Here is an 18854-nt window from a genome sequence, read left to right as displayed (position 1 = left end):
CAGAACCACAAGGCGTTGCCTGATGGTTGCGTGAGGCTGTACTTCGGCACGCTGTATGGATGGCTGCCGATCGGACGTTGTCGCCGTTGCTGGGCCCCGCGTGTGCTGCCGCTCTGGTTACCGGCGCGCTTGCCTGTGTGCTGTTGCCGGTGTTGCCGCCGCTGTGGCTGTCAGCACTGGCGGCCGCCGCGGCCGCGTTGGGCTGGGTACTTCGCTGGCGCGGACGTGCGGCGGCTGCGCTGCTGCTCGGCCTGGCCTGGACGTCCTGCCAGGGGCATTGGGCACTGCAGGCGCAACTGCCGGCCGGTGCGGCTGCCCAGGATGTGCTCGTCCGGGGGCAGGTCGTCGACCTCCCGAAGCAAGCGTCTGGATACACCCGGTTCGAGTTCCGGGTCGATGCGTCCGATGCGACGCCGATGCTGCGTGGAAAGCGGCTGCAGGTGTTCTGGCATGCGCCCCGGGGTGGTCCGGTCGACGCCGGGGCTGAGCAGAGACATCGCCTGCACGCCGGCGCAGACTGGCAGTTGTCGCTGCGCGTGCGGCCGCCACGCTCGCGCATCAATCCGGGGGGCTTCGATGGCGAACGGCACGCGCTGCTGCACGGGCTGGCAGCGAGTGGCAACGTGCGTGATACCAGCACCACGCGGCAGCTGCGTCCCGCGCATGGACTGCCCGCTTGGCGCGAGCGCACCAGTGCGGCCATTGCCACGCAGATCGCGCACCCCTCGGCGCGGTTCATCCAGGCCTTGGCGCTGGGCGATACGCGTGGCCTGTCCGATATCGACTGGGCGCAGCTGCGCGCGCTGGGCCTGACCCACCTGATCGCCATTTCCGGCTTTCATGTCGGTCTGGTGGCGGGCTTCGCAGCGTTGCTGTGTTCTGCTTTCTGGCGATCCTGGCCGCGGCTTGCCGGGTTCTGGCCACGACCGCAGGCGGCGGCCTGTGCGGCGGCGGTGGCAGCGGCCGGGTATGCCGTTGTCGCGGGCAGTGAGCTGCCGACCGTGCGCACTGCGTTGATGATCGCGGTGGTCGCCCTGGCACGTGTCGTCCGCCGTCCGGTGACGGTGGCACAGGGCCTGGCACTGGCTGCGCTGGCGATGGTGCTGCCGGCCCCGCTGTCGGTGCTGTCCGCAGGCTTCTGGCTCAGTTTTGGCGGCGTCCTGTGGTTGTTGTGGTGCCTGCCGCAGGGGCGCCCGAAGGGATTGGCCGCAATGCTGCGCGGCGCTCTGGCAGGACAGGGAGTGGCCAGCGTCACTCTGCTGCCGCTGGCAGTGGCGCTGTTTGGCGGCACCGCACGACTGGGGCCGCTGGTGAACCTGCCGGTCATTCCACTGTGGAGCCTGCTGGTAGTGCCGCTGGCGCTGCTGGGAACCGCTCTGGAGGCCCTGCACAGCGGGGCAGGGCAGTGGCCCTGGCGTGTGGCAGCCTGGGTGTTCGATGCCAGTTGGCAGCTGATGCAGCCGTTGGCCGAGCACCCGCAGGCGATGTGGTGGCTGGCGCAGGGGCCCGCCTGGGCGTTGCCGGCGGCGTTGCTGGGGGTGTTCTGGTGGTTGTTGCCGCGTGGTGCGGGTGCGGTGCTTGCCGGATCATTGCTGTGCCTGCCGTTGCTGTGGCCGGCACGCTCGGCGCCGCAGCAGGGAGAATTGGAGCTGGTGGTGCACGATGTCGGCCAGGGCGCCGCGGTGCTGTTGCGGACCGCCCGTCACGCACTCTGGTACGACGTTGGCCCGCCGGCGGGCAGCGGCGGCGAGGAGCGGGTGCTGCTGCCGACGATGCGGGCGTTGGGACAGGCGCCGCCGGCGCGCGTGATGATCAGTCACGACCACCTGGACCACAGCGGCAACCTCGCCGCCTTGCGTCGACAGCTGCCGGATCTGGACGTACTGGCTCCCGAGGGCAGTGCGATCGCCAGCGCCGGAACCTGCCAGCAGGGACTGCGCTGGCAATGGGACGGGGTCGATTTCCAGGTGCTGCATCCGCCCGCTGTCCCAGCAGCGCCTGCGAAAGGCGTCGACAACGAGACCAGTTGCGTGCTGCGGGTTGCTGGGGCCCACGGGGTGGTGCTGCTTCCTGGCGACATCGGCCGGCCAGGCGAGCAGGTGCTGTTGGCGGGTGCTGCCGATGCGCTGCGTGCAGACGTGGTGCTGGTGCCCCATCACGGTAGTGGAGGCAGCTCCACCCCGGGCTGGGTGAAGGCGGTGGCGCCACGGTTGGCGCTGGTCTCGGCCGGGCACCAGAACCGCTTTGGACACCCGAAGCGTGACGTGGTGCAGCGCTGGCAGGCGGCCGGCGCCGAAGTGCTGTCCACCGCCGAGTCCGGGGCGATCCGCGTATGGCTTGGCGCACAAGGCCTGCAGCTGCGTGAACAGCGTATCCACGCAGCCCGGTGGTGGGATGCCGCTGGGCGGGCACGGTCGGCTGCTATCCTATCGCCGATCGAACAAGCGGCCGTTGGGCCGGAGGGTTGAAACGTGTGGGAACTGGTCAAGGCCGGTGGCTGGCCGATGGTGCCGCTGCTGCTGTTGGGCGTACTGGCTTTGGCGATCGTCCTGGAGCGTTTCTGGTCCCTGCGGCGTAACGAGGTGCTGCCGCCTGGCCTGGGCCAGGAAGTGCGCAACTGGGCCGCGCGCGGCAAGCTCGACCCAGCGCACCTGCAGACCCTGCGTGCCAACTCCCCGTTGGGCGCCCTGTTGGCCGCCGCACTGGAGGCGCGCAACCGCCCGCGTGACCAGATCCGCGAGCGCATCGAAGACACCGGTCGCCACCTGGTGCACCGCATGGAGCGTTTCCTCAACGCGCTGGGCACCATCGCCTCGGCCGGCCCGTTGCTGGGCCTGCTCGGCACCGTGGTCGGCATGATCCAGATGTTCCTGGGCATCCTCGACCATGGGGTGGGTGACGTGAACCAGCTTGCCGGTGGTATCGGCAAGGCACTGGTGTGCACCGCCACCGGCATGATCGTGGCGATCCCGGCGCTGATGTTCCACCGCTTCTTCAAGGGCCGCATCCACGGTTACGTGGTGGAGATGGAGCAGGAAGCCAGTGCATTGCTGGATACGCTGGATGGCCGCCCCGGGGTGATGACGCCGGCCCCCGCCGCGCGCGCCCCCTCCGCCGCTGCGGCGAAGGCCTGATCGTGCGTATCGGTAACGACCGGTCCCAGGATGAGCCGCATATCGATCTGGTGCCGTTGATCGACGTCATCCTGGTGCTGATCATCTTCTTCGTGGTCACCACCACCTTCGATGCGCGTTCGACGCTGCAGGTGCAGCTGCCGACCGCCAGCCAGCAGCAGACCAACGAGCCGCCGCGCTCGCTCAGCGTGCTGATCAACGCTGACGGTCGCTATTTCGTCAACGATCAGGAAGTGCTGCGCAGCGACGTCGAGTCGGTCAAGCAGACGATCGCCGCCGTTGCCGGCAGCGACCGCGAACAGACCGTGCTGCTGCGTGCCGACGCCCGCACTCCCTACCAGGCCGTAGTCACCGCGCAGGATGCGCTGGGGCAGCTCGGCTTCCGTCGTATCGCCATTGCAACAGCGCCAGAGGTGCGTCCATGAGTTCCCAACACGCGCCAGTGTGGCCAATCTACAAACGTCTGCTGGGCTATACCCGCACCTACTGGGTGTTCATGGTTGGCGCGGTCATCGCGATGGTGGTCGAAGCCCTGGCCGGCTATCACTTCACCAAGCTGATGGAGCCGCTGGTCAACCGGGGTTTCGTCAACCCTGAGCCGCGCATGGCGGTGATCCTGCCGCTGACCATCCTCGGCCTGTTCCTGATGCGCAGCGTGGCGACCTGGGTCAGCGACTACACGCTGGCCAAGACCGGCCGCAGCGTGGTCCGCGACCTGCGCGAACAGGTGCTGCAGAAGTACCTGCACCTGCCGTCCTCGCACTTCGATGCCGAAGCGACGCCGGTGATGGTCAGCCGCCTGAACTTCGATACCGAACAGGTCACCCAGGCCAGCGCCGACGCGCTCAAGACGGTGGTGGCCGATACCCTGACCATCATCGCCATGCTGGCGGTGATGCTGCAGATGAGTGTCAAGGTCACCCTGGCGATGCTGCTGGTGGTGCCGCTGATCGGTGGCATCGTGTCCTACGTGGGCAAGCGCTACCGCCGGATCAGCCGCGGCATCCAGGACGGTATGGGCACCATGGCGCAGACCGCCGAGCAGTCGCTGGCCGCGCAGCAGGAAGTGAAGGTGCACGGCACCCAGCAGCACGAGATCTCACGCTACTCGCGCCTGGCCAACCGCATGCTGGCGCTGAACATGAAGGTGGAAGTGACCCGCGCGGCCGCCTCCAGCGTGGTCCAGTTCCTGGCGGCGCTGGCGTTGGCGGTGATCGTGTGGGTGTCCACCCGCGAGGCGCTGGCCGGCAAGCTCAATGCGGGCCAGTTCATGGGCCTGATGACCTCGATGATGGCCATCATTCCGTCGCTGCGCCGTCTGACCAGCGTGCAGACCTCGATCTCGCGCGGCGTGGCCGCTGCCGAGCGCCTGTTCAGCATCATCGACATGCCGGTCGAGCGTGACGACGGCAAGCACACGGTGCAACGCGTGCGCGGCGAACTGGCCTTCGAGCACGTCATGCTGCGTTACCGTGAAGACAGTGGCATCGCCCTGGACGACATCAGTTTCGTTGCCAGGCCGGGTACGGTCACCGCCATCGTCGGTCGTTCCGGCAGCGGCAAGACCAGCCTGATCCGGCTGGTGCCGCGCTTCTATGAACCCAACGGTGGCCGCATCCTGCTCGACGGCGTTGCCCTGGACGACTACCCGCTGGCCGATCTGCGCAGGCAGGTGGCCATCGTCGGCCAGAAGGTGATGCTGTTCGACGACACCATCGCCGCCAACATCGCCTACGGCATGGATGCAACCGACGAGCAGATCCGCGCGGCGGCCGAAGCGGCCAACGCCTGGGAGTTCATCGCACGCATGCCGCAGCAGCTGCAGACGCCGGTGGGTGAGAACGGCGCGCTGCTGTCCGGTGGCCAGCGCCAGCGCCTGGCGATCGCCCGCGCGATCCTGCGCGATGCGCCGATCCTGATCCTGGACGAGGCCACTGCGGCGTTGGACAACGAATCCGAGCGCCTGGTGCAGGATGCGCTGCAGCGGCTGATGCCTGAGCGCACCACGCTGGTGATCGCGCACCGCCTGTCGACCATCGAGCATGCCGACCAGGTGCTGGTGATGGACCACGGCCGCATCGTTGAACGCGGTACCCACCAGGAACTGCTGTCGATGGGTGGCCTGTACCAGCACCTGCACAACATGCAGTTCCGCGAAAGGCAGGACTGATGGCGGGCAAAGGTACCCAGACCCCGCCGTACTGGTATGACGGCAGCCCGGTTCCGTGGCCGATGCGGTTGCTGGCACCGCTGTACGCGGGCGTCACCGCGCTGCGCCGTCGCCTGTATCGGCGTGGCTGGCGCAAGCGCCATGCGCTGGCGGTGCCAGTCATCGTGGTCGGCAACATCACCGCTGGCGGCACCGGCAAGACACCGCTGACCATCGCCCTGGTCGAGCGCCTGCGGGCCGCCGGTTGGAAGCCCGGTGTGGCCAGTCGCGGCTATGGCCGCGAAGACGCGGACAAGGCACGTTGGGTGGAGGCCGATACGCCGACCGCCCTTGGTGGCGACGAGCCGGTGCTGATCGCCTGGAAAACCGGCGTGCCGGTGCGTGTGGACAGTGATCGCGTGGCGGCGGGCAAGGCGCTGATCGCCGCCGGTTGCGACGTGATCGTCTGCGATGACGGCCTGCAGCACTACCGGCTGGCGCGTGACATCGAGATCGAGGTGGTCGATGCCCAGCGTCGCTATGGCAATGGCCGCATGATTCCAGCTGGCCCGCTGCGCGAGCCGGTCAGCCGTGCTGCCGAATGCGATTTCCGTGTGGTCAACCTTGGCCAGGCGGATGAAGCGACGGCTGCCCAGGCCTGCGGCTTCGGCCAATGGCCGATGGCCCTGCACATCGACAGCGCACAGCCTCTGGCCGGTGGCCGGGCGCGTCCACTCTCTTACTTCGCGGGCCAGCGCGTGCATGCCGTGGCCGGCATCGCCCATCCACAACGCTTCTTCGACATGCTGCGCGCGCGTGCGATTGGCGTGGTACCGCATGCCTTCGCCGACCATCACGCCTACCAGCCGCAGGATCTGTCCTTTGGCAGCCAGTTGCCGGTGCTGATGACCGAAAAGGATGCCGTGAAGTGCCGCGCATTCGGTAACGACTGGCACTACGCCGTGCCGCTGCGTGCCGAGATGCCTGCTGCTTTCTGGATCGCGTTGACCGATCGCCTGGAAAAGCTGCGACCGAACTGAGGGGCCGTGCGGCGCTTGCAAATGCACGCCGCCGGCCGCATTCCTGCTGTATCGCGCCTGCCGAGTACCGCCCGCATGACCGACTTCGTTGTTGCCATCCCGGCCCGCTATGCCGCTTCGCGGCTGCCGGGCAAGCCGCTGCGCCTGCTGGGTGGAGAGCCCATGGTGCTGCATGTGGCCCGCCGCGCGCTGCAGGCCGGCGCGGGTGAGGTCTGGGTCGCGACTGACGACCCGCGCATTGCCGACGCGCTGAATGGCCTGGAGGAGGTGAAGGTGGCGATGACCGCGGCTTCGCATGCCTCCGGTACCGATCGCTTGGCAGAATGCGCGCGCATCGCCGGCTGGGCGGACGACACCGTCGTGGTCAACCTGCAGGGCGATGAGCCGTTCGCACCGGCCGCCGGCATCCGCGCCGTGGCTGCGGCACTGGTGGAGGGTAGCGCGCCGATGTCGACCCTGGCCACGCCGGTCGAGGACGCACACACGCTGTTCGACCCCAACGTGGTCAAGCTGGTACGTAACGTACGCAACGAGGCCATGTACTTCAGCCGTGCGCCGATCGCCTGGCATCGCGATGGCTTTGCCCGCAGCCGCGAAGCCCTGCCCGAGGGCCACCGGTGGCTGCGTCACATCGGCATCTACGGCTACCGTGCAGGCTTCCTGCAGCAGTTCGCCGCGATGCCGCCGGGCATGCTGGAACAAATGGAATCGCTGGAGCAGCTGCGTGTGCTGGAGGCGGGCTACCCGATCGCCGTGGCGATCTCGCCCGAACCTTTCCCGCCGGGCATCGACACCCCTGAAGACCTGCAGCGCGCCGAAACGCTGCTGCAGGCGATGGCGACGCGATGAAGCTGCTGGTCGTCTGCCTCGGCAACATCTGCCGCTCGCCGATGGCCGAAGGTGCGCTGCGCGCCCGTCTGGAGGCCTCGGCGCTGGCCGGGCGGGTGCAGGTCGATTCGGCCGGTACCGGCGACTGGCATGTGGGCCAGCCACCCGACCGGCGCGCCATTGCGTGCGCGGCCAGGCATGGCGTGGACCTGGGGGGCTTGCGCGCGCGACAACTGCAGCCGCAGGACTTCGATGCCTTCGACTGGATCCTGTGCGCCGACGAAGCCAACCTGCGTGATGCCGCACGCCTTGCCACCGCCGCCCAGCGCGAGCGCTTGGCGCTGTACCTGCCATGGTCGGGCGGGCAGGGTGAACGCGCCATTCCCGATCCCTATACCGGTGGCAGCGATCATTTCGAACAGGTCTGGTCGCTGGTGGACGCTGCTGCCGAACGTACCGTGGCACGCCTGTTGCATCACGCCGACTCCGGCATAATCGGGCCATGAACATCCAGCCCGTCCCGGACCTGCCCGAGTTCGCCGCGTGGCTCAATGCCGCGCCCTGCACCCTGACCGAACTGCGTGGCAGGCCGGTCGCGCTGTTGTTCCTCAACGCCGCTTCTGTGTGGAGCGCGCAACGGTTGGCCGAGTTCAGCCAATGGCTGTCACGCCACCCTGGCAAGCTGCAACCCCTCGTGCTGCAGGTGCCACGCTTCGATTTCGAGCGTGATGCCGGTGCTGCGTTGAAACTGCTGCGCCGCCAAGGCCTGACCATGCCGGTGCTGCTTGATGCCGATTGGGATGGCTGGCGCCGCTTCGGCATCACCGCTTGGCCGACCATGGTGCTGCTGGACGCGCAGGGCCGCGAACAGCAGCGCTTGATTGGCCAGGGCGCGCCGGGCGAGCTGGAGAGGGCCTTGAATGCCCTCTGCGAGGGGGCGCCGTCAGCCCCTTCGCGCGGTGGCAGTGAACTGCACCCCGAGCCGCGCCAGGCGCTGCGATTCCCGATGGGCCTGGCGGTGAACCAGGAACGGCTGTACATCGCAGACAGTGGGCGCCACCGTATTCTGGAATGCAGTCATGGCGGCCGGGTGCTGCGTCAGTTCGGCCTGGGTACCGCCGACTTCATGGACGGCAACCTCGCCGAGGCCGCCTTCCACAGGCCGCAGGCGCTGGCACTGGAGCGCGAGTCGCTGTACGTGGCCGATACCGGCAACCATGCCGTGCGCCGCATCAACCTGCTGACCGGCGTGGTCGATACCCTGTGCGGCAACGGACGTCCGGGCGCTCCCGAGGAGGGGCCGGTGGCGCAGCCACGGCAGGTATCGCTGGATCATCCGGTTGGCCTGGCCATCGCCGAGAACCAGCTGCACATCGCCATGGCCGGCGACAACCGCATCTGGAGCTATCACCTCGGCCAACGCAGTCTGCAGTGGCGCGCCGGCAGCGGTGCCATCGACGAGCGCGACGGCAGCGGTCACGTGGCCGCGTTCGCCCAGCCCGCCGCCGTGGCTGTGGTCCAGCAGGTGCTGTACGTAGCCGACGCGCTGGGTTCATCGATCCGTTCGCTGCAGTTGCGCGGTGATCTGGTGCAGACCCTGGTCGGGCAGGGCACCTGGCGCTTCGGTGAAGACGATGGCCCGCGCGCGCAGGCCAGCCTGCAGTTCCCGCAGGCGATCGCATTGAGCCCGGATACCCCGTTGTTGTGGATCGCCGATACCGGCAATGGCCGCCTGCGCACGTTGCGTCTGGGGGGCGGCGAACTGACCACCCAGCCCTTGCCGCGGCGCCTGCACGGCCCGGCCGGGCTGGCCGTCGGTGCTGGTGCCGTATGGATTGCCGAAACGGATTCCCACACCGTACTGCGCCTGGACCCTGACAGCGGCGTGCTCAGCGAAGTGCCGATCAGCGAATGACTGTTGTTCCCGTCCCACCCTTCGATGGCAAGGCATTCGCGGCCCAGCTGAGTACCGCCCCGGGCGTGTACCGCATGTACGCCGCCGATGACACGCTGCTGTACGTCGGCAAGGCCCGCGCGCTGCGCAACCGCGTGGGCAGCTATTTCAACGGCAGTCCGAAGAACGCGCGCATCATGTCGATGCTCTCGCAGATCGTGCGCATGGACGTGACCGTGACGCGCTCGGAAGCCGAAGCGCTGCTGCTGGAAAACCAGCTGATCAAGTCATTGTCGCCGCGCTACAACGTGTCCCTGCGCGACGACAAGACCTACCCGCATGTGCTGCTGACCCGCGAGGACTGGCCGCGCATCGCCCTGCATCGCGGACCGCGTGCGATTCCAGGTCGCTACTTCGGTCCGTATCCCGGCGTTACCGCGGTGCGCGAAACGCTGAACCTGATGCACAAGCTGTTCAAGCTGCGCAGCTGCGAGGACAGCGTGTTCCGCAACCGCTCGCGGCCCTGCCTGCAGTATCAGATCGGGCGCTGCAGCGCGCCGTGCGTGGAACTGGTGCCGGCCGCGGACTACGCCGAGTCGGTGCGCCGCGCGGCGATGTTCCTGGAAGGCAAGAGCGATGAACTGACCCGGGAGCTGGGCGAGCAGATGCAGACTGCCAGCGAAGCGCTGGAATTCGAGCAGGCCGCCCGTCTGCGCGATCTGATCACCTCGTTGCGCAGCATGCAGACCCGCCAGTACGTGGACGGCCGTGCTGCCGACCTGGACGTGCTGGCGGTGGCCATGCAGGGTTCGCAGGCCTGCGTGATGCTGCTGGCCTTCCGTGACGGCCGCAACCTGGGCACCCGTCCATTCTTTCCGCGCACCAACGGCGAGGAAAGCGCGGATGAAGTACTGGCCGCCTTTGTTTCGCAGTACTACATCGAATTCGAGCCGCCGCGCGAGATCCTGCTCGACCGCGAAATTCCCGATGCCGACTTGATTGGTTCGGCGCTGTCGGCCTCGGCCGAGCGCAAGGTGCAGTTGAAATGGAACGTCCGTGGCGAGCGCGCCGGCTACCTGGAGCTGGCCAGCCGCAACGCGCAGTTGACCCTGGCGACCGAGATCAACAGCCGCACCGCGCAGCACGCGCGCAGCGAAGCGTTGCGGGTCATGCTGGGGCTGGCCGAACCGGTGAAGCGGGTGGAGTGCTTCGACATCAGCCACACCATGGGCGAAGCCACCGTGGCCTCCTGCGTGGTGTTCGATGCCGCAGGCCCGGTGCGCGCGCAGTACCGCCGTTTCAACATCAGCGGCATCGAGCCGGGTGATGATTACGCCGCGATGCGCCAGGCCATCGACCGCCGCTTCCGCCGCGCGGTGGAAGAGCAGGGCGTGTTGCCGGACGTGCTGCTGATCGACGGTGGTGCCGGGCAACTGGCACAGGCGCAGGCGGCGCTGGCGGACCTGGGGGTGGACGGTGTGCTGCTGGTGGGCGTAGCCAAAGGTGCGGAACGTCGCGCCGGCCATGAAGCCCTGGTGATGCCCGATGGTCGCGAACAGCGCCCGGGTGCGGCCAATCCCGCCCTGCAGTTCATCCAGCAGGTGCGCGATGAAGCGCATCGCTTTGCCATCACCGGCCATCGCGGGCGGCGGCAGAAGGCCCGCATGACCAGCAAGCTGGAAGACATCGCCGGCATCGGTCCGCGCCGACGTGCCAGCCTGTTGAAGCATTTCGGCGGTCTGGTCGGCCTGAAAGCGGCCGGTGAAGCTGAAATCGCCAAGGTTGAAGGCATCAATGACGCCCTCGCGGCACGCATCTACGCTAACCTGCACGGGTTGGCCACGCCGGATCCGGCCGAGTAAAGAGAACAAAGCAGCATGACGTTGACCCTCCCCACCTGGCTGACCCTGTTGCGGATCGTGATGATCCCGGTGCTGGTGCTGGTGTTCTACCTGCCCTACACCTGGACCAACTTCGCATCGGCGGCAATCTTCGGCCTGGCTGCGATCACGGACTGGCTTGATGGCTGGATCGCCCGTCGTTACGGCCTGGAGTCGGCGTTCGGTGCCTTCCTCGACCCGGTCGCGGACAAGCTGATGGTGGCGGTGGCGCTGTTCCTGATCGTGCAGGGGCATCCGACGCCGTGGATGGCGTTCTGGGCGGCGGTGATCGTTGGCCGCGAGATTGCAGTGTCGGCGCTGCGCGAGTGGATGGCCGAACTCGGCCAGCGCGCCAAGGTGCGTGTGGCGATGATCGGCAAGGTCAAGACCACCGCACAGATGGTCGCGCTGCTGTGCCTGTTGTATTCGGTGGCGCCGAATGTGCCGGTGGACGACATCTGGATGGGCCCGCCGGTATTCCATATCGGTGACTGGACCCTGGCCATTGCCGCAGTGCTGACCCTGTGGTCGGGCCTGCAGTACCTGCACGCCGCCTGGCCCAGCCTGCGTGACGACGAGCGCGCCGCGCGCGAGCGTTCGCGGCAGAAGAAGCTGGGCAACGGCTGAGGATGGCGGGGCGGATCCCTTTCCGCAGGTAGGGGTTCTGACACCGGGGACGTCTCCATCCACGCATGGCGTGGATCTACTGAAGCGTCCATCCACGCGCGGATCTACCGATTTGTGGGGGCGTGGAGTAGATCCACGCCATGCGTGGATACGCGGTGCAAGGCGCCTCGCAGACCCCTAAAAAACCGCTTGACGCCATTTCCAGAATAGGTAAAATTTCGCCTCCCAAGCGGGAATAGCTCAGTTGGTAGAGCGCAACCTTGCCAAGGTTGAGGTCGCGAGTTCGAGTCTCGTTTCCCGCTCCAGATTCAAGAAAAACGCTCCCGCAAGGGGGCGTTTCTCGTTTGCGTCCAGCGCGCTTCATACTCACTTCACCGCCACCCCATCGCCTCACCACGTGACGTTTCGATGCTGCATCTCCTTCTTCAACGGTGATGCCGCGATGCCTCTCACTCCCACCGTCAACGACTACGATCTGGTCATTGTTGGCGCCAGTTTTGCCGGTGCCGCCTGCGCACTCGCCGCCGCCCAGTACGGCCTGCGTGTCTGCGTGCTTGAACGCAAGGCCGACCCCGGCGAGCGGCTGCATACCACCGGCATCGTGGTGAAGGAGGCGATGGAACAGACCTGGCTGAGGCGAATGCCAGAACACCTGGTGCAACGCATCGCGCGCGTGCGCCTGTACGCGCCAAACCTGCGCAACGTGTTGCTGGCCGCACCGGGCTACTACTTCCTCACCACCGATACGCCGAACCTGATGCGTTGGCTGGCCAGCGAACTGCGTGTAAGTGGCGTGGACCTGAGGTTGCGGCAGTCGTTCACCGGCGCCTGCCGCGACGGCGATGCATGGCAGGTCGAAGGGGTAGGGCGCACGCGCTATCTGGTCGGCGCTGATGGTGCCCGTTCGCGAGTCGCGCAGCGCACCGGCCTGGGCCAGGTGCGCGACAACCTGTATGGCGTCGAGCGCGAGTTTGCCGGCGTGCAGTTGCCGGAAGGCGACGCCTTGCACTGCTTTGTCAGCCGCCGCTTCGCACCCGGTTACATCGGCTGGGCCGCGCAGAATCCCACCGGTGTGCAGGTGGGGCTGGCGCAGCGCCACGATTCCGCACGCCCCCGCCCGCCGGATATCGAAGGGTTCCTTGAACATGTGCGCGACGTGGTGGGCCTTCCGCGCTCGGCCGAGGTTGCCGGCACCCGTGCGGGGCTGGTGCCCTGCGGGTTGCCGGATGGCCCGATCACCGCGCCGGGCGTGATCCTTACCGGTGATGCAGCGGGTGTCGTCTCGCCATTGTCGGCCGGCGGCATCCACTCATCATGGCGGCACGGCTGGGCGGTCGGTGATGCGATCGGGCTGCATCGGCGCGGCAAGGGGCCCGCAGCTGAGCAGGTGGCACGGCAGTCGGCGCCCACGTTTCAACGCAAGCGCGTACTGCGCTGGGCCATGGACCACCTGCAGCGGGACTGGCCGGTCGACGCGCTGCTGCGTACCGGCCCGGTGCGCCGGCTGGCCGAACAAATCTATTTCCACCGACGGGGTATGAGGGTGTGATCCGGAAGCTGAACGCTGGCCTGTGACAGGGCTGCAGAATCCTGTTGACGCCGTGCAGCAATCCCGACACAATAGCGCTCCTTCGACGCAGGTCGAACGGAATCTGCGGGAATAGCTCAGTTGGTAGAGCGCAACCTTGCCAAGGTTGAGGTCGCGAGTTCGAGTCTCGTTTCCCGCTCCAGATTCAAGAAGAACGCTCCCGAAAGGGGGCGTTTTTCGTTTGCGCGCCGCTCTGGAGGTGCAGCCTGCTAGCGCGGGAGGCCCCGGCTTGCGCTGCACCAGGTCCGCACGTCCGTACGGTCGAAGTCGACGCAGGTGTTGTTCCGCGGGATGTACAGATACGGCGCGTCTGCCTGGTAGGTGAAGTGGTAGTAGTAGGTCCGGTCCTGGCCATACAGCCAGTAGTTCGACGAGCCGTCGTTGATCACGGAGGGTTCGAAGAAAAAGATCGACGACTGCGCGGGAATGAAGTTGCTTCTGTCCATCAGCAGCATGGCCGCGTTGGACGCCAGTTGCGTGGCCAGGCAGATCGCCATCGTGCCGACAACGAGCAGGGCCATGAAGATGCCGAGCATGCGGCGAGGGCTGGATTTCAAACGTACTGCCTGCCGGTGGGGTGTGTCGGCCAATGTGCCGCAGCGCCTGCCGACAGTCCAGCGTTCAGCTTGGCGGCGCCCATGAAAGGCTGCGGAAAGGCCGAGGGTTCGCAATGCATGCACCCCATACGTGCTGTAACGCAGCTCCGACTGATTCTCCATGTCCACTCCACAATCGCGGCGTAGCCTCCTCGGCTTCTCTCTCCACGAAGGTGGGCGGGTGGCCAATCGCTTCACTTCCCCTGTGATGTCCGTTCGACGGCGTGCCGCGCTGCCCCGCATCGTGCTGGGAGCAGGCGTGCTGCTGGCCAGCATGATGCTGGTCGGCTGCATGTCGGTGCCCGTTCCGGACCTGCCCGACCGCACGCCAGCGGTCTGGAGCCAGCCCGCCCCTGCACAGGGCGTGGCGGTTGATGCGCGGCAGTGGTGGAAGGTGCTGGCCGATGCGCGCCTGAACGCCTTGGTGGACGAGGCGATCGCCGGCAATCTGGACCTGCAGCAGGCCACCCTGCGGCTGCAGGCGGTACGCCTGGTATCCGGCACCTCCGATGCGCGTTTCCGTCCGGAGATAACGGCCAGCGCCAAGCAGGTGCAGGACGCTGCTGCGGTCGACACCTACTTCCATGCAGGCGTCGAAGCGATCTGGGATCTTGGCCTGTTTGGCGCAGCGGAAAGTGCCCGTCTGGGCGCGCAGGCGGCCAACGGAAATGCCGAAGCGCTGCGCGGTGCGGCGCAGGTGGCGGTCATCGCTGATGTGGTGCGCAGCTACCTGGATCTCTCCGTCGCGCAGGCACAGGCAGATCTGCTGGGAAAACAACTGGCCGTTGATGCGCGCGGCGAACAGTTGGCCCTGGTGCGGCAGCGCCTGCATCTAGACGAGCCTGGCGAACTGGATCGCCTGCGTGCTCGGCAGGCGGCCACACGCGCTGCCATTGCACAGGCGGATGAAAGCGCAGGCAACGCCGCGCGTGCGCTGGCGCTGCTGCTGGGGCGCGAGGGTCCGGATCCGGCCTGGAATGCCTACCGCACGCCGCCGCAGTTGAGCGCCTTCACCCTGCGGGAGGTGCCCGCCGATCTGCTGCGCCATCGCCCGCAGATCCTGCTGGCCGAGGCCGATGTACTGCAGGCCACCGCCGAGAAGGGCAGTGCTCGCGCGGCGATGTTCCCGAGACTGAGTCTGGGCGGTTCCATCCTGTACGCCTACAACCTCACCCAGAACGCTCGCTCCAATTCCGATTCCAGCCCGTCGATCGGTCCCTACATCGACATTCCCCTGTGGGATTGGGGCCAGCGGCGCGCGCGCTACCAGTCCGACAACAAGCAACTGGATGCGGCGTTGCTGGGCTACCGCCAGGCCGTACTGCAGGGCGTGGCTGAAGTGGAAGGCGCACTGGGCAGCCTGGCTCGCCAGGACAGCAGCATCCGCTCGCTGCAGGTGGCAGACGAAGCGACCCGGCAGCAGGTCGCACGACAGGCACGGCAGGTGCAGCTTGGCCTCTCCAGTGAGTTCGACGGGCTGGATAGCCAGCGTGCGGCGCTGTCCGCGCACGCCGATCTGATTGGCGCGCAGGGCGCGCGCGTGCTCGCCTTCGCATCCCTGTACCGCGCAGTGGGTGGCGCACCCTTGCCGGTCGAACCGGAAGGCGAGGCGCAATGATCGCGCTTGCCCGCAAAACCCTTGTTTACGAGTGGCGCCGGTTCCTGCCGGTGGTGCTGGCAATGTGTTTTGCCGGTGTGCTGCTGATCGTGCAGGCAGCACTGGTGCTGGGCATCTTCGGCACCGCTGCGATTTACGTGAAGGCGTCCAGCGCCGATGTATGGGCTGGTTTTGCTGGAACGCAGAGCGTGAACTACGGCCATGCGGTCAGCGCGGATGTCGAAAGCCGGCTGCGCATGGACCCGGATGTCACCCGCGTCGAGCCCTACGAATGGGTCGACGGCGAGTGGCGCTCCAACGGCCCGGGTACCGGCAATGTGTCGGTGTATCTGTCCGGTATCTCCACCGCGGACGACGCGATGATGTTCTCGCGCATCCTGCCGCCTGGGCTGCGTGCGCAGTTGCGCGAACCCGGTGTGGTGATCGTCGACAGCGCGGACCTGGATACGCTGGGCGTCGATCTGCGCAGCAACCTTGCCTGGATCAACGGCAAGGCTGTGCGCGTGGTTGCCGCGCAACCCGGCCTGCGCGGTCTCGGCGGTGTAAATGTTCTGGCGTCACTGGACACTGCGCGTGCCATTGCCGGAACCGACCCGCATGAAGGCAGTACCTATTTCGTCGCGGGCACGCGATCACCGGAGCTGGCCGGTCGTGTGCGTGATCGGCTCAGCGCATCCACAGGCCACCCCGCGTCCGTTGAATTCTGGACAGCACCGGAGTTCGCCAGCCGCTCGCAGCAGTACTGGCTGTTCGACACCGGTGCCGGCATCGCGGTGCTGTTCATGGCGGTCATCGTCTGCTTCGTCGGCGCGGTGATCACCAACCAGTCGTTCGCGGCGGTGGTGGCCGGTTCCGTGCGCGAGTACGCCACCCTCAATGCGCTCGGTGCAGGCCGCTATGCGCTGGCACGGGTGGTGTTCGAACAGGCCGTGCTGATCGGCGGCGTCGGCATGCTGCTGGCCGCAGCCTTCAGCACGGTGGTGCTGCTGGCCGCACAGACCCAGCGCGTGCCGGTGCAGCTGACGCCGATAGTGGTCCTTGGCTGCGTGGCGCTGGTCGCGGTGATGGCCATGCTGTCGAGCATCATGGCAGTGCGCAGCGTTGTCCGCTCCGATCCATCGTTGCTGTTGCGTTGAGGGACGACCGATGACGAACACCTCCCTCATGGCCCCGACCCTGCGTGCCGACGCGCTGCACAAAGGCTTCCTGTCCGGCGATGTGCACGTTCCCGTGCTGCGTGGCCTTTCGCTGGACATCTACCCTGGCGAACTGACCCTGGTGTCGGGCCCCTCCGGCTGCGGCAAGAGCACGCTGCTGTCGCTGATGTCCGGGCTCTCCACGCCCGACGGCGGTCGCGTGCATGCGCTTGGCCAGGACGTCAGCCACATGACCCGCAGCGAGGTGGAGCGCTTCCGCCTGCATCACGTCGGCTTCGTGTTCCAGGGCTTCAATCTGTTCCCGGCGCTGACCGCGCTGGAGCAGGTGCAGCTGCCGTTGGGCTATCGCGGCATGCGCAACCGCGACAGCGAACCGTTGGCACGACAAGCGCTGGAAGAGGTCGGCCTCTCGCATCGCAGCCACATGCGGCCGGCGCAGTTGTCCGGCGGTGAGAAGCAGCGCGTGGCAGTTGCCCGTGCGTTCGCCAAGTCACCCACGCTGATCTTTGCCGATGAGCCCACCAGCGCACTTGACGCCGAGAACGGCCAGCGAGTGATCGACATCCTGCACCGCTATGCACGCGCGCATCAGGCCACCGTGCTGTGTGTAAGCCACGATCCACGCCTGATCCGCCATGCGGATCGGGTGATCGCCATGGAAGACGGCACGGTCCGCGATGACCGCCGCCAGAACGAAACCGTAGAGCCCAGCCGATGACCAGAATGCCGCCGTTGTTTTCCCTCAGCATCTCCTTGGGCGCGGCATTGCTGCTGGGTGCCTGCAGCAGGGATGCACCCGTACCCGCACAGCCGGCCGCGTCCACGTCCACCAGTGCAGACAAGGTGGCCGTCGCCCGCGGCATCATCGATGTGGAGGGCGGGCTGATCGCACTGGTGCCATCGATGGATGGCCCGGTCAGCACCGCGCCGGTGAAGGAAGGGGCGGTGGTCCGCAAGGGCGATGTCCTGCTCACCCTGGATGGCGCACTGCTTGAACAGGAAGTGGGCATGGCCAACGCCGATCTCGCGCTCGCCACCGACCGGCTGAAGGGCAGCCAGGTGCAACTGCGGGAGTTGGAGCGCAATGCCGCCCGGCTGGCTGCCGGCGCCAGTGAAGGCGTCTCTTCCAATCAGCAGGCCGACGCAGCCAGGCAGCAATTGGCTGGGGTTCGCGCCGATGTCGATGTGGCCGGAGCGCAGGTCGAGATGGCCCAGCACAAGTTGGAGCACGCCAGACTCAAGCTGCGGCAGATGTCGCTGACCGCGCCGGATGCCGGCACCGTGGTTGGCCAGGTGCCCGGCGTGGGGGCGTTCGTGCAGGCTGGAAAGCCAGCGATGTCATTGCTTCCGGCTCGACCGTTGCAGGTGCGCGCCGAACTGGGCGCGGCCTATGTCGATGCCGTGCAGGTTGGCATGCGTGCGACGGTGGTGATCGACAGCGATGGTGCCGAGGGCAAGGCGCTGCCGGCGGCACGTGTGGTCCGCATCAGCCCGGTGTTCGCGGCGGCGCGATTGCCCGAAGACGCAGGGCGTGGCGTGGCCAGGGTGGTGGAGTGCGTGCTGGAGTTCGAGAGTGCGGCAAAGGCGCGCGTCGGCCAGCACGTGCGGGTGGAGTTCCGGAAGTAACCGCGCGGCTCTCTCTATGGGAGCGCGCGGCCTGTTTGTTTCCTTCTGGCCAATGCCCGCCACGCAGTGACCAGTGACACCACGCACAACGCCAACAGCAGTCCCACATCCAGGAGCAGCAACCATAGCAGGTGCATTCCCTGCACGGGCGGCTGGTGCATGGCTGAGGCCAGCCACGGGAAGGTCCACGCCAGCAGCAGCGCGAAGGCGAGCAACAGTCGCAGCCACAAGCGATCAAACCTCCAGGGGCGCACTATCAGCGCAGCGATCACCAGCTCGACCGTGCTCAACAGCGCGAATACGACAACGCTGTGGGTTGGGTAGGGCAGTGTTCCGCCATCGAAGTGCCGCAACATCCAGTAGTCCGGCGTGAAGCCCGCATTGACCAAGGCGGCGATCACCGCCAGCCAGGTGAGGGCGACAAGGATCCAGAACAGGTGGACGTAGTGTGGTCTCGTAGGCGGGTTCATCGGATAAGTGGGCTGTTGACGGCGTGAAGGAATTTGGACACAATAGCGCTCCTTCGACGCAGGTCGGAGAATCTGCGGGAATAGCTCAGTTGGTAGAGCGCAACCTTGCCAAGGTTGAGGTCGCGAGTTCGAGTCTCGTTTCCCGCTCCAGATTGCACAGGGCCCCGGTTGGGGCCTTGTTTTTCTCCCGCCGCGGCAAGGCGGGGCACGTTGAGCCACAAGGCTTTGCGCGCAGTCAGAAAAGTGA

General features: G+C 67.0%; 17 protein-coding genes and 3 tRNA genes. 18 read left to right on the top strand and 2 right to left on the bottom strand.

Annotation, left to right across the window (positions count from 1 at the left end):
* Positions 1-59 precede the first annotated feature (59 nt).
* From HUT07_RS12155 to HUT07_RS12095, 13 genes are all read left to right on the top strand, one after another.
* Positions 60-2468, top strand: coding sequence for a DNA internalization-related competence protein ComEC/Rec2 (locus tag HUT07_RS12155; protein ID WP_176021144.1), 2409 nt, complete (start codon positions 60-62; stop codon positions 2466-2468).
* Positions 2469-2471: 3 nt separating this feature from the next.
* Positions 2472-3134: a MotA/TolQ/ExbB proton channel family protein gene (locus HUT07_RS12150; protein ID WP_176021143.1), complete on the top strand. Its 663-nt coding sequence runs from the start codon at positions 2472-2474 to the stop codon at positions 3132-3134.
* Positions 3135-3136: 2 nt separating this feature from the next.
* Positions 3137-3559, top strand: a complete 423-nt coding sequence (locus tag HUT07_RS12145; protein ID WP_025875217.1) for a biopolymer transporter ExbD — start codon at positions 3137-3139, stop codon at positions 3557-3559.
* Positions 3556-5304, top strand: coding sequence for a lipid A export permease/ATP-binding protein MsbA (gene msbA / locus HUT07_RS12140; RefSeq protein WP_176021142.1), 1749 nt, complete (start codon positions 3556-3558; stop codon positions 5302-5304). Before HUT07_RS12145 ends, msbA begins: the two co-directional genes overlap by 4 nt.
* Positions 5304-6323 carry a tetraacyldisaccharide 4'-kinase gene (gene lpxK / locus HUT07_RS12135; RefSeq protein WP_176021141.1) on the top strand — a complete coding sequence of 340 codons (1020 nt, stop codon included), beginning with the start codon at positions 5304-5306 and terminating at the stop codon, positions 6321-6323. Before msbA ends, lpxK begins: the two co-directional genes overlap by 1 nt.
* 75 nt (positions 6324-6398) lie before the next feature.
* Positions 6399-7172: a 3-deoxy-manno-octulosonate cytidylyltransferase gene (gene kdsB, locus HUT07_RS12130; RefSeq protein ID WP_176021140.1), complete on the top strand. Its 774-nt coding sequence runs from the start codon at positions 6399-6401 to the stop codon at positions 7170-7172.
* Complete coding sequence (locus HUT07_RS12125) at positions 7169-7657, top strand: low molecular weight protein-tyrosine-phosphatase (RefSeq protein ID WP_176021139.1); 489 nt, start codon at positions 7169-7171, stop codon at positions 7655-7657. Before kdsB ends, HUT07_RS12125 begins: the two co-directional genes overlap by 4 nt.
* A complete protein-coding gene (locus tag HUT07_RS12120) occupies positions 7654-9066 on the top strand; it encodes a hypothetical protein (protein WP_176021138.1) in 1413 nt (470 codons plus the stop codon). The genes HUT07_RS12125 and HUT07_RS12120 overlap by 4 nt, the downstream gene beginning before the upstream one ends.
* Positions 9063-10907, top strand: coding sequence for an excinuclease ABC subunit UvrC (gene uvrC / locus HUT07_RS12115; RefSeq protein ID WP_176021137.1), 1845 nt, complete (start codon positions 9063-9065; stop codon positions 10905-10907). Before HUT07_RS12120 ends, uvrC begins: the two co-directional genes overlap by 4 nt.
* 15 nt (positions 10908-10922) lie before the next feature.
* Entirely contained in the window at positions 10923-11552 is a 630-nt protein-coding gene (pgsA, locus tag HUT07_RS12110) for a CDP-diacylglycerol--glycerol-3-phosphate 3-phosphatidyltransferase (RefSeq protein WP_176021136.1), read from the top strand.
* Positions 11553-11781: 229 nt separating this feature from the next.
* A tRNA-Gly gene (locus HUT07_RS12105) sits at positions 11782-11857 on the top strand.
* A gap of 137 nt (positions 11858-11994) precedes the next feature.
* Complete coding sequence (locus HUT07_RS12100) at positions 11995-13101, top strand: NAD(P)/FAD-dependent oxidoreductase (RefSeq protein ID WP_176021135.1); 1107 nt, start codon at positions 11995-11997, stop codon at positions 13099-13101.
* 105 nt (positions 13102-13206) lie between these two features.
* Positions 13207-13282, top strand: a tRNA-Gly gene (locus HUT07_RS12095).
* Positions 13283-13349: 67 nt separating this feature from the next.
* On the opposite strand, the gene HUT07_RS20465 is transcribed toward HUT07_RS12095, so the two are convergent.
* Positions 13350-13859 carry a hypothetical protein gene (locus HUT07_RS20465; protein ID WP_254898857.1) on the bottom strand — a complete coding sequence of 170 codons (510 nt, stop codon included), beginning with the start codon at positions 13857-13859 and terminating at the stop codon, positions 13350-13352.
* A gap of 85 nt (positions 13860-13944) precedes the next feature.
* Between HUT07_RS20465 and HUT07_RS12085 the strand changes: the two genes are divergently transcribed.
* From HUT07_RS12085 to HUT07_RS12070, 4 genes are read left to right on the top strand one after another with little or no spacing between them, the layout of a single operon-like run.
* Positions 13945-15354 carry a TolC family protein gene (locus HUT07_RS12085; protein ID WP_254898856.1) on the top strand — a complete coding sequence of 470 codons (1410 nt, stop codon included), beginning with the start codon at positions 13945-13947 and terminating at the stop codon, positions 15352-15354.
* Positions 15351-16490, top strand: coding sequence for an ABC transporter permease (locus HUT07_RS12080; RefSeq protein WP_176021134.1), 1140 nt, complete (start codon positions 15351-15353; stop codon positions 16488-16490). Before HUT07_RS12085 ends, HUT07_RS12080 begins: the two co-directional genes overlap by 4 nt.
* A 10-nt stretch (positions 16491-16500) precedes the next feature.
* Positions 16501-17229, top strand: a complete 729-nt coding sequence (locus tag HUT07_RS12075; protein WP_176021133.1) for an ABC transporter ATP-binding protein — start codon at positions 16501-16503, stop codon at positions 17227-17229.
* A complete protein-coding gene (locus HUT07_RS12070; RefSeq protein ID WP_176021132.1) occupies positions 17226-18137 on the top strand; it encodes an HlyD family efflux transporter periplasmic adaptor subunit in 912 nt (303 codons plus the stop codon). Before HUT07_RS12075 ends, HUT07_RS12070 begins: the two co-directional genes overlap by 4 nt.
* Positions 18138-18151: 14 nt before the next feature.
* Here HUT07_RS12070 and HUT07_RS12065 read toward each other — a convergent pair whose 3' ends face one another.
* Positions 18152-18538 (bottom strand): hypothetical protein, encoded by a 387-nt coding sequence (locus HUT07_RS12065; protein ID WP_176021131.1) that lies wholly within the window; start codon positions 18536-18538, stop codon positions 18152-18154.
* 143 nt (positions 18539-18681) lie between these two features.
* Here HUT07_RS12065 and HUT07_RS12060 point away from each other — a divergent pair.
* Positions 18682-18757, top strand: a tRNA-Gly gene (locus HUT07_RS12060).
* Positions 18758-18854 lie beyond the last annotated feature (97 nt).

The sequence above is a fragment of the Stenotrophomonas sp. NA06056 genome (assembly GCF_013364355.1).
Taxonomy (GTDB): Bacteria; Pseudomonadota; Gammaproteobacteria; order Xanthomonadales; family Xanthomonadaceae; genus Stenotrophomonas.
The sequence above is the reverse complement of the archived record's forward strand: the minus strand, read 5'-3'. Positions and strand labels throughout refer to the sequence as shown.

Excerpts from the sequence above, each read along its gene's own strand:
- uvrC (WP_176021137.1), top strand. The coding sequence starts at position 9,063 with ATGACTGTTGTTCCCGTCCCACCCTTCGATGGCAAGGCATTCGCGGCC.
- HUT07_RS12075 (WP_176021133.1), top strand. The coding sequence starts at position 16,501 with ATGACGAACACCTCCCTCATGGCCCCGACCCTGCGTGCCGACGCGCTG.
- HUT07_RS12080 (WP_176021134.1), top strand. The coding sequence starts at position 15,351 with ATGATCGCGCTTGCCCGCAAAACCCTTGTTTACGAGTGGCGCCGGTTC.
- HUT07_RS12125 (WP_176021139.1), top strand. The coding sequence starts at position 7,169 with ATGAAGCTGCTGGTCGTCTGCCTCGGCAACATCTGCCGCTCGCCGATG.
- lpxK (WP_176021141.1), top strand. The coding sequence starts at position 5,304 with ATGGCGGGCAAAGGTACCCAGACCCCGCCGTACTGGTATGACGGCAGC.
- kdsB (WP_176021140.1), top strand. The coding sequence starts at position 6,399 with ATGACCGACTTCGTTGTTGCCATCCCGGCCCGCTATGCCGCTTCGCGG.
- HUT07_RS12070 (WP_176021132.1), top strand. The coding sequence starts at position 17,226 with ATGACCAGAATGCCGCCGTTGTTTTCCCTCAGCATCTCCTTGGGCGCG.
- HUT07_RS20465 (WP_254898857.1), bottom strand. The coding sequence starts at position 13,859 with ATGGAGAATCAGTCGGAGCTGCGTTACAGCACGTATGGGGTGCATGCA.
- HUT07_RS12155 (WP_176021144.1), top strand. The coding sequence starts at position 60 with ATGGCTGCCGATCGGACGTTGTCGCCGTTGCTGGGCCCCGCGTGTGCT.
- pgsA (WP_176021136.1), top strand. The coding sequence starts at position 10,923 with ATGACGTTGACCCTCCCCACCTGGCTGACCCTGTTGCGGATCGTGATG.
- HUT07_RS12085 (WP_254898856.1), top strand. The coding sequence starts at position 13,945 with ATGTCCGTTCGACGGCGTGCCGCGCTGCCCCGCATCGTGCTGGGAGCA.
- HUT07_RS12100 (WP_176021135.1), top strand. The coding sequence starts at position 11,995 with ATGCCTCTCACTCCCACCGTCAACGACTACGATCTGGTCATTGTTGGC.
- HUT07_RS12120 (WP_176021138.1), top strand. The coding sequence starts at position 7,654 with ATGAACATCCAGCCCGTCCCGGACCTGCCCGAGTTCGCCGCGTGGCTC.
- msbA (WP_176021142.1), top strand. The coding sequence starts at position 3,556 with ATGAGTTCCCAACACGCGCCAGTGTGGCCAATCTACAAACGTCTGCTG.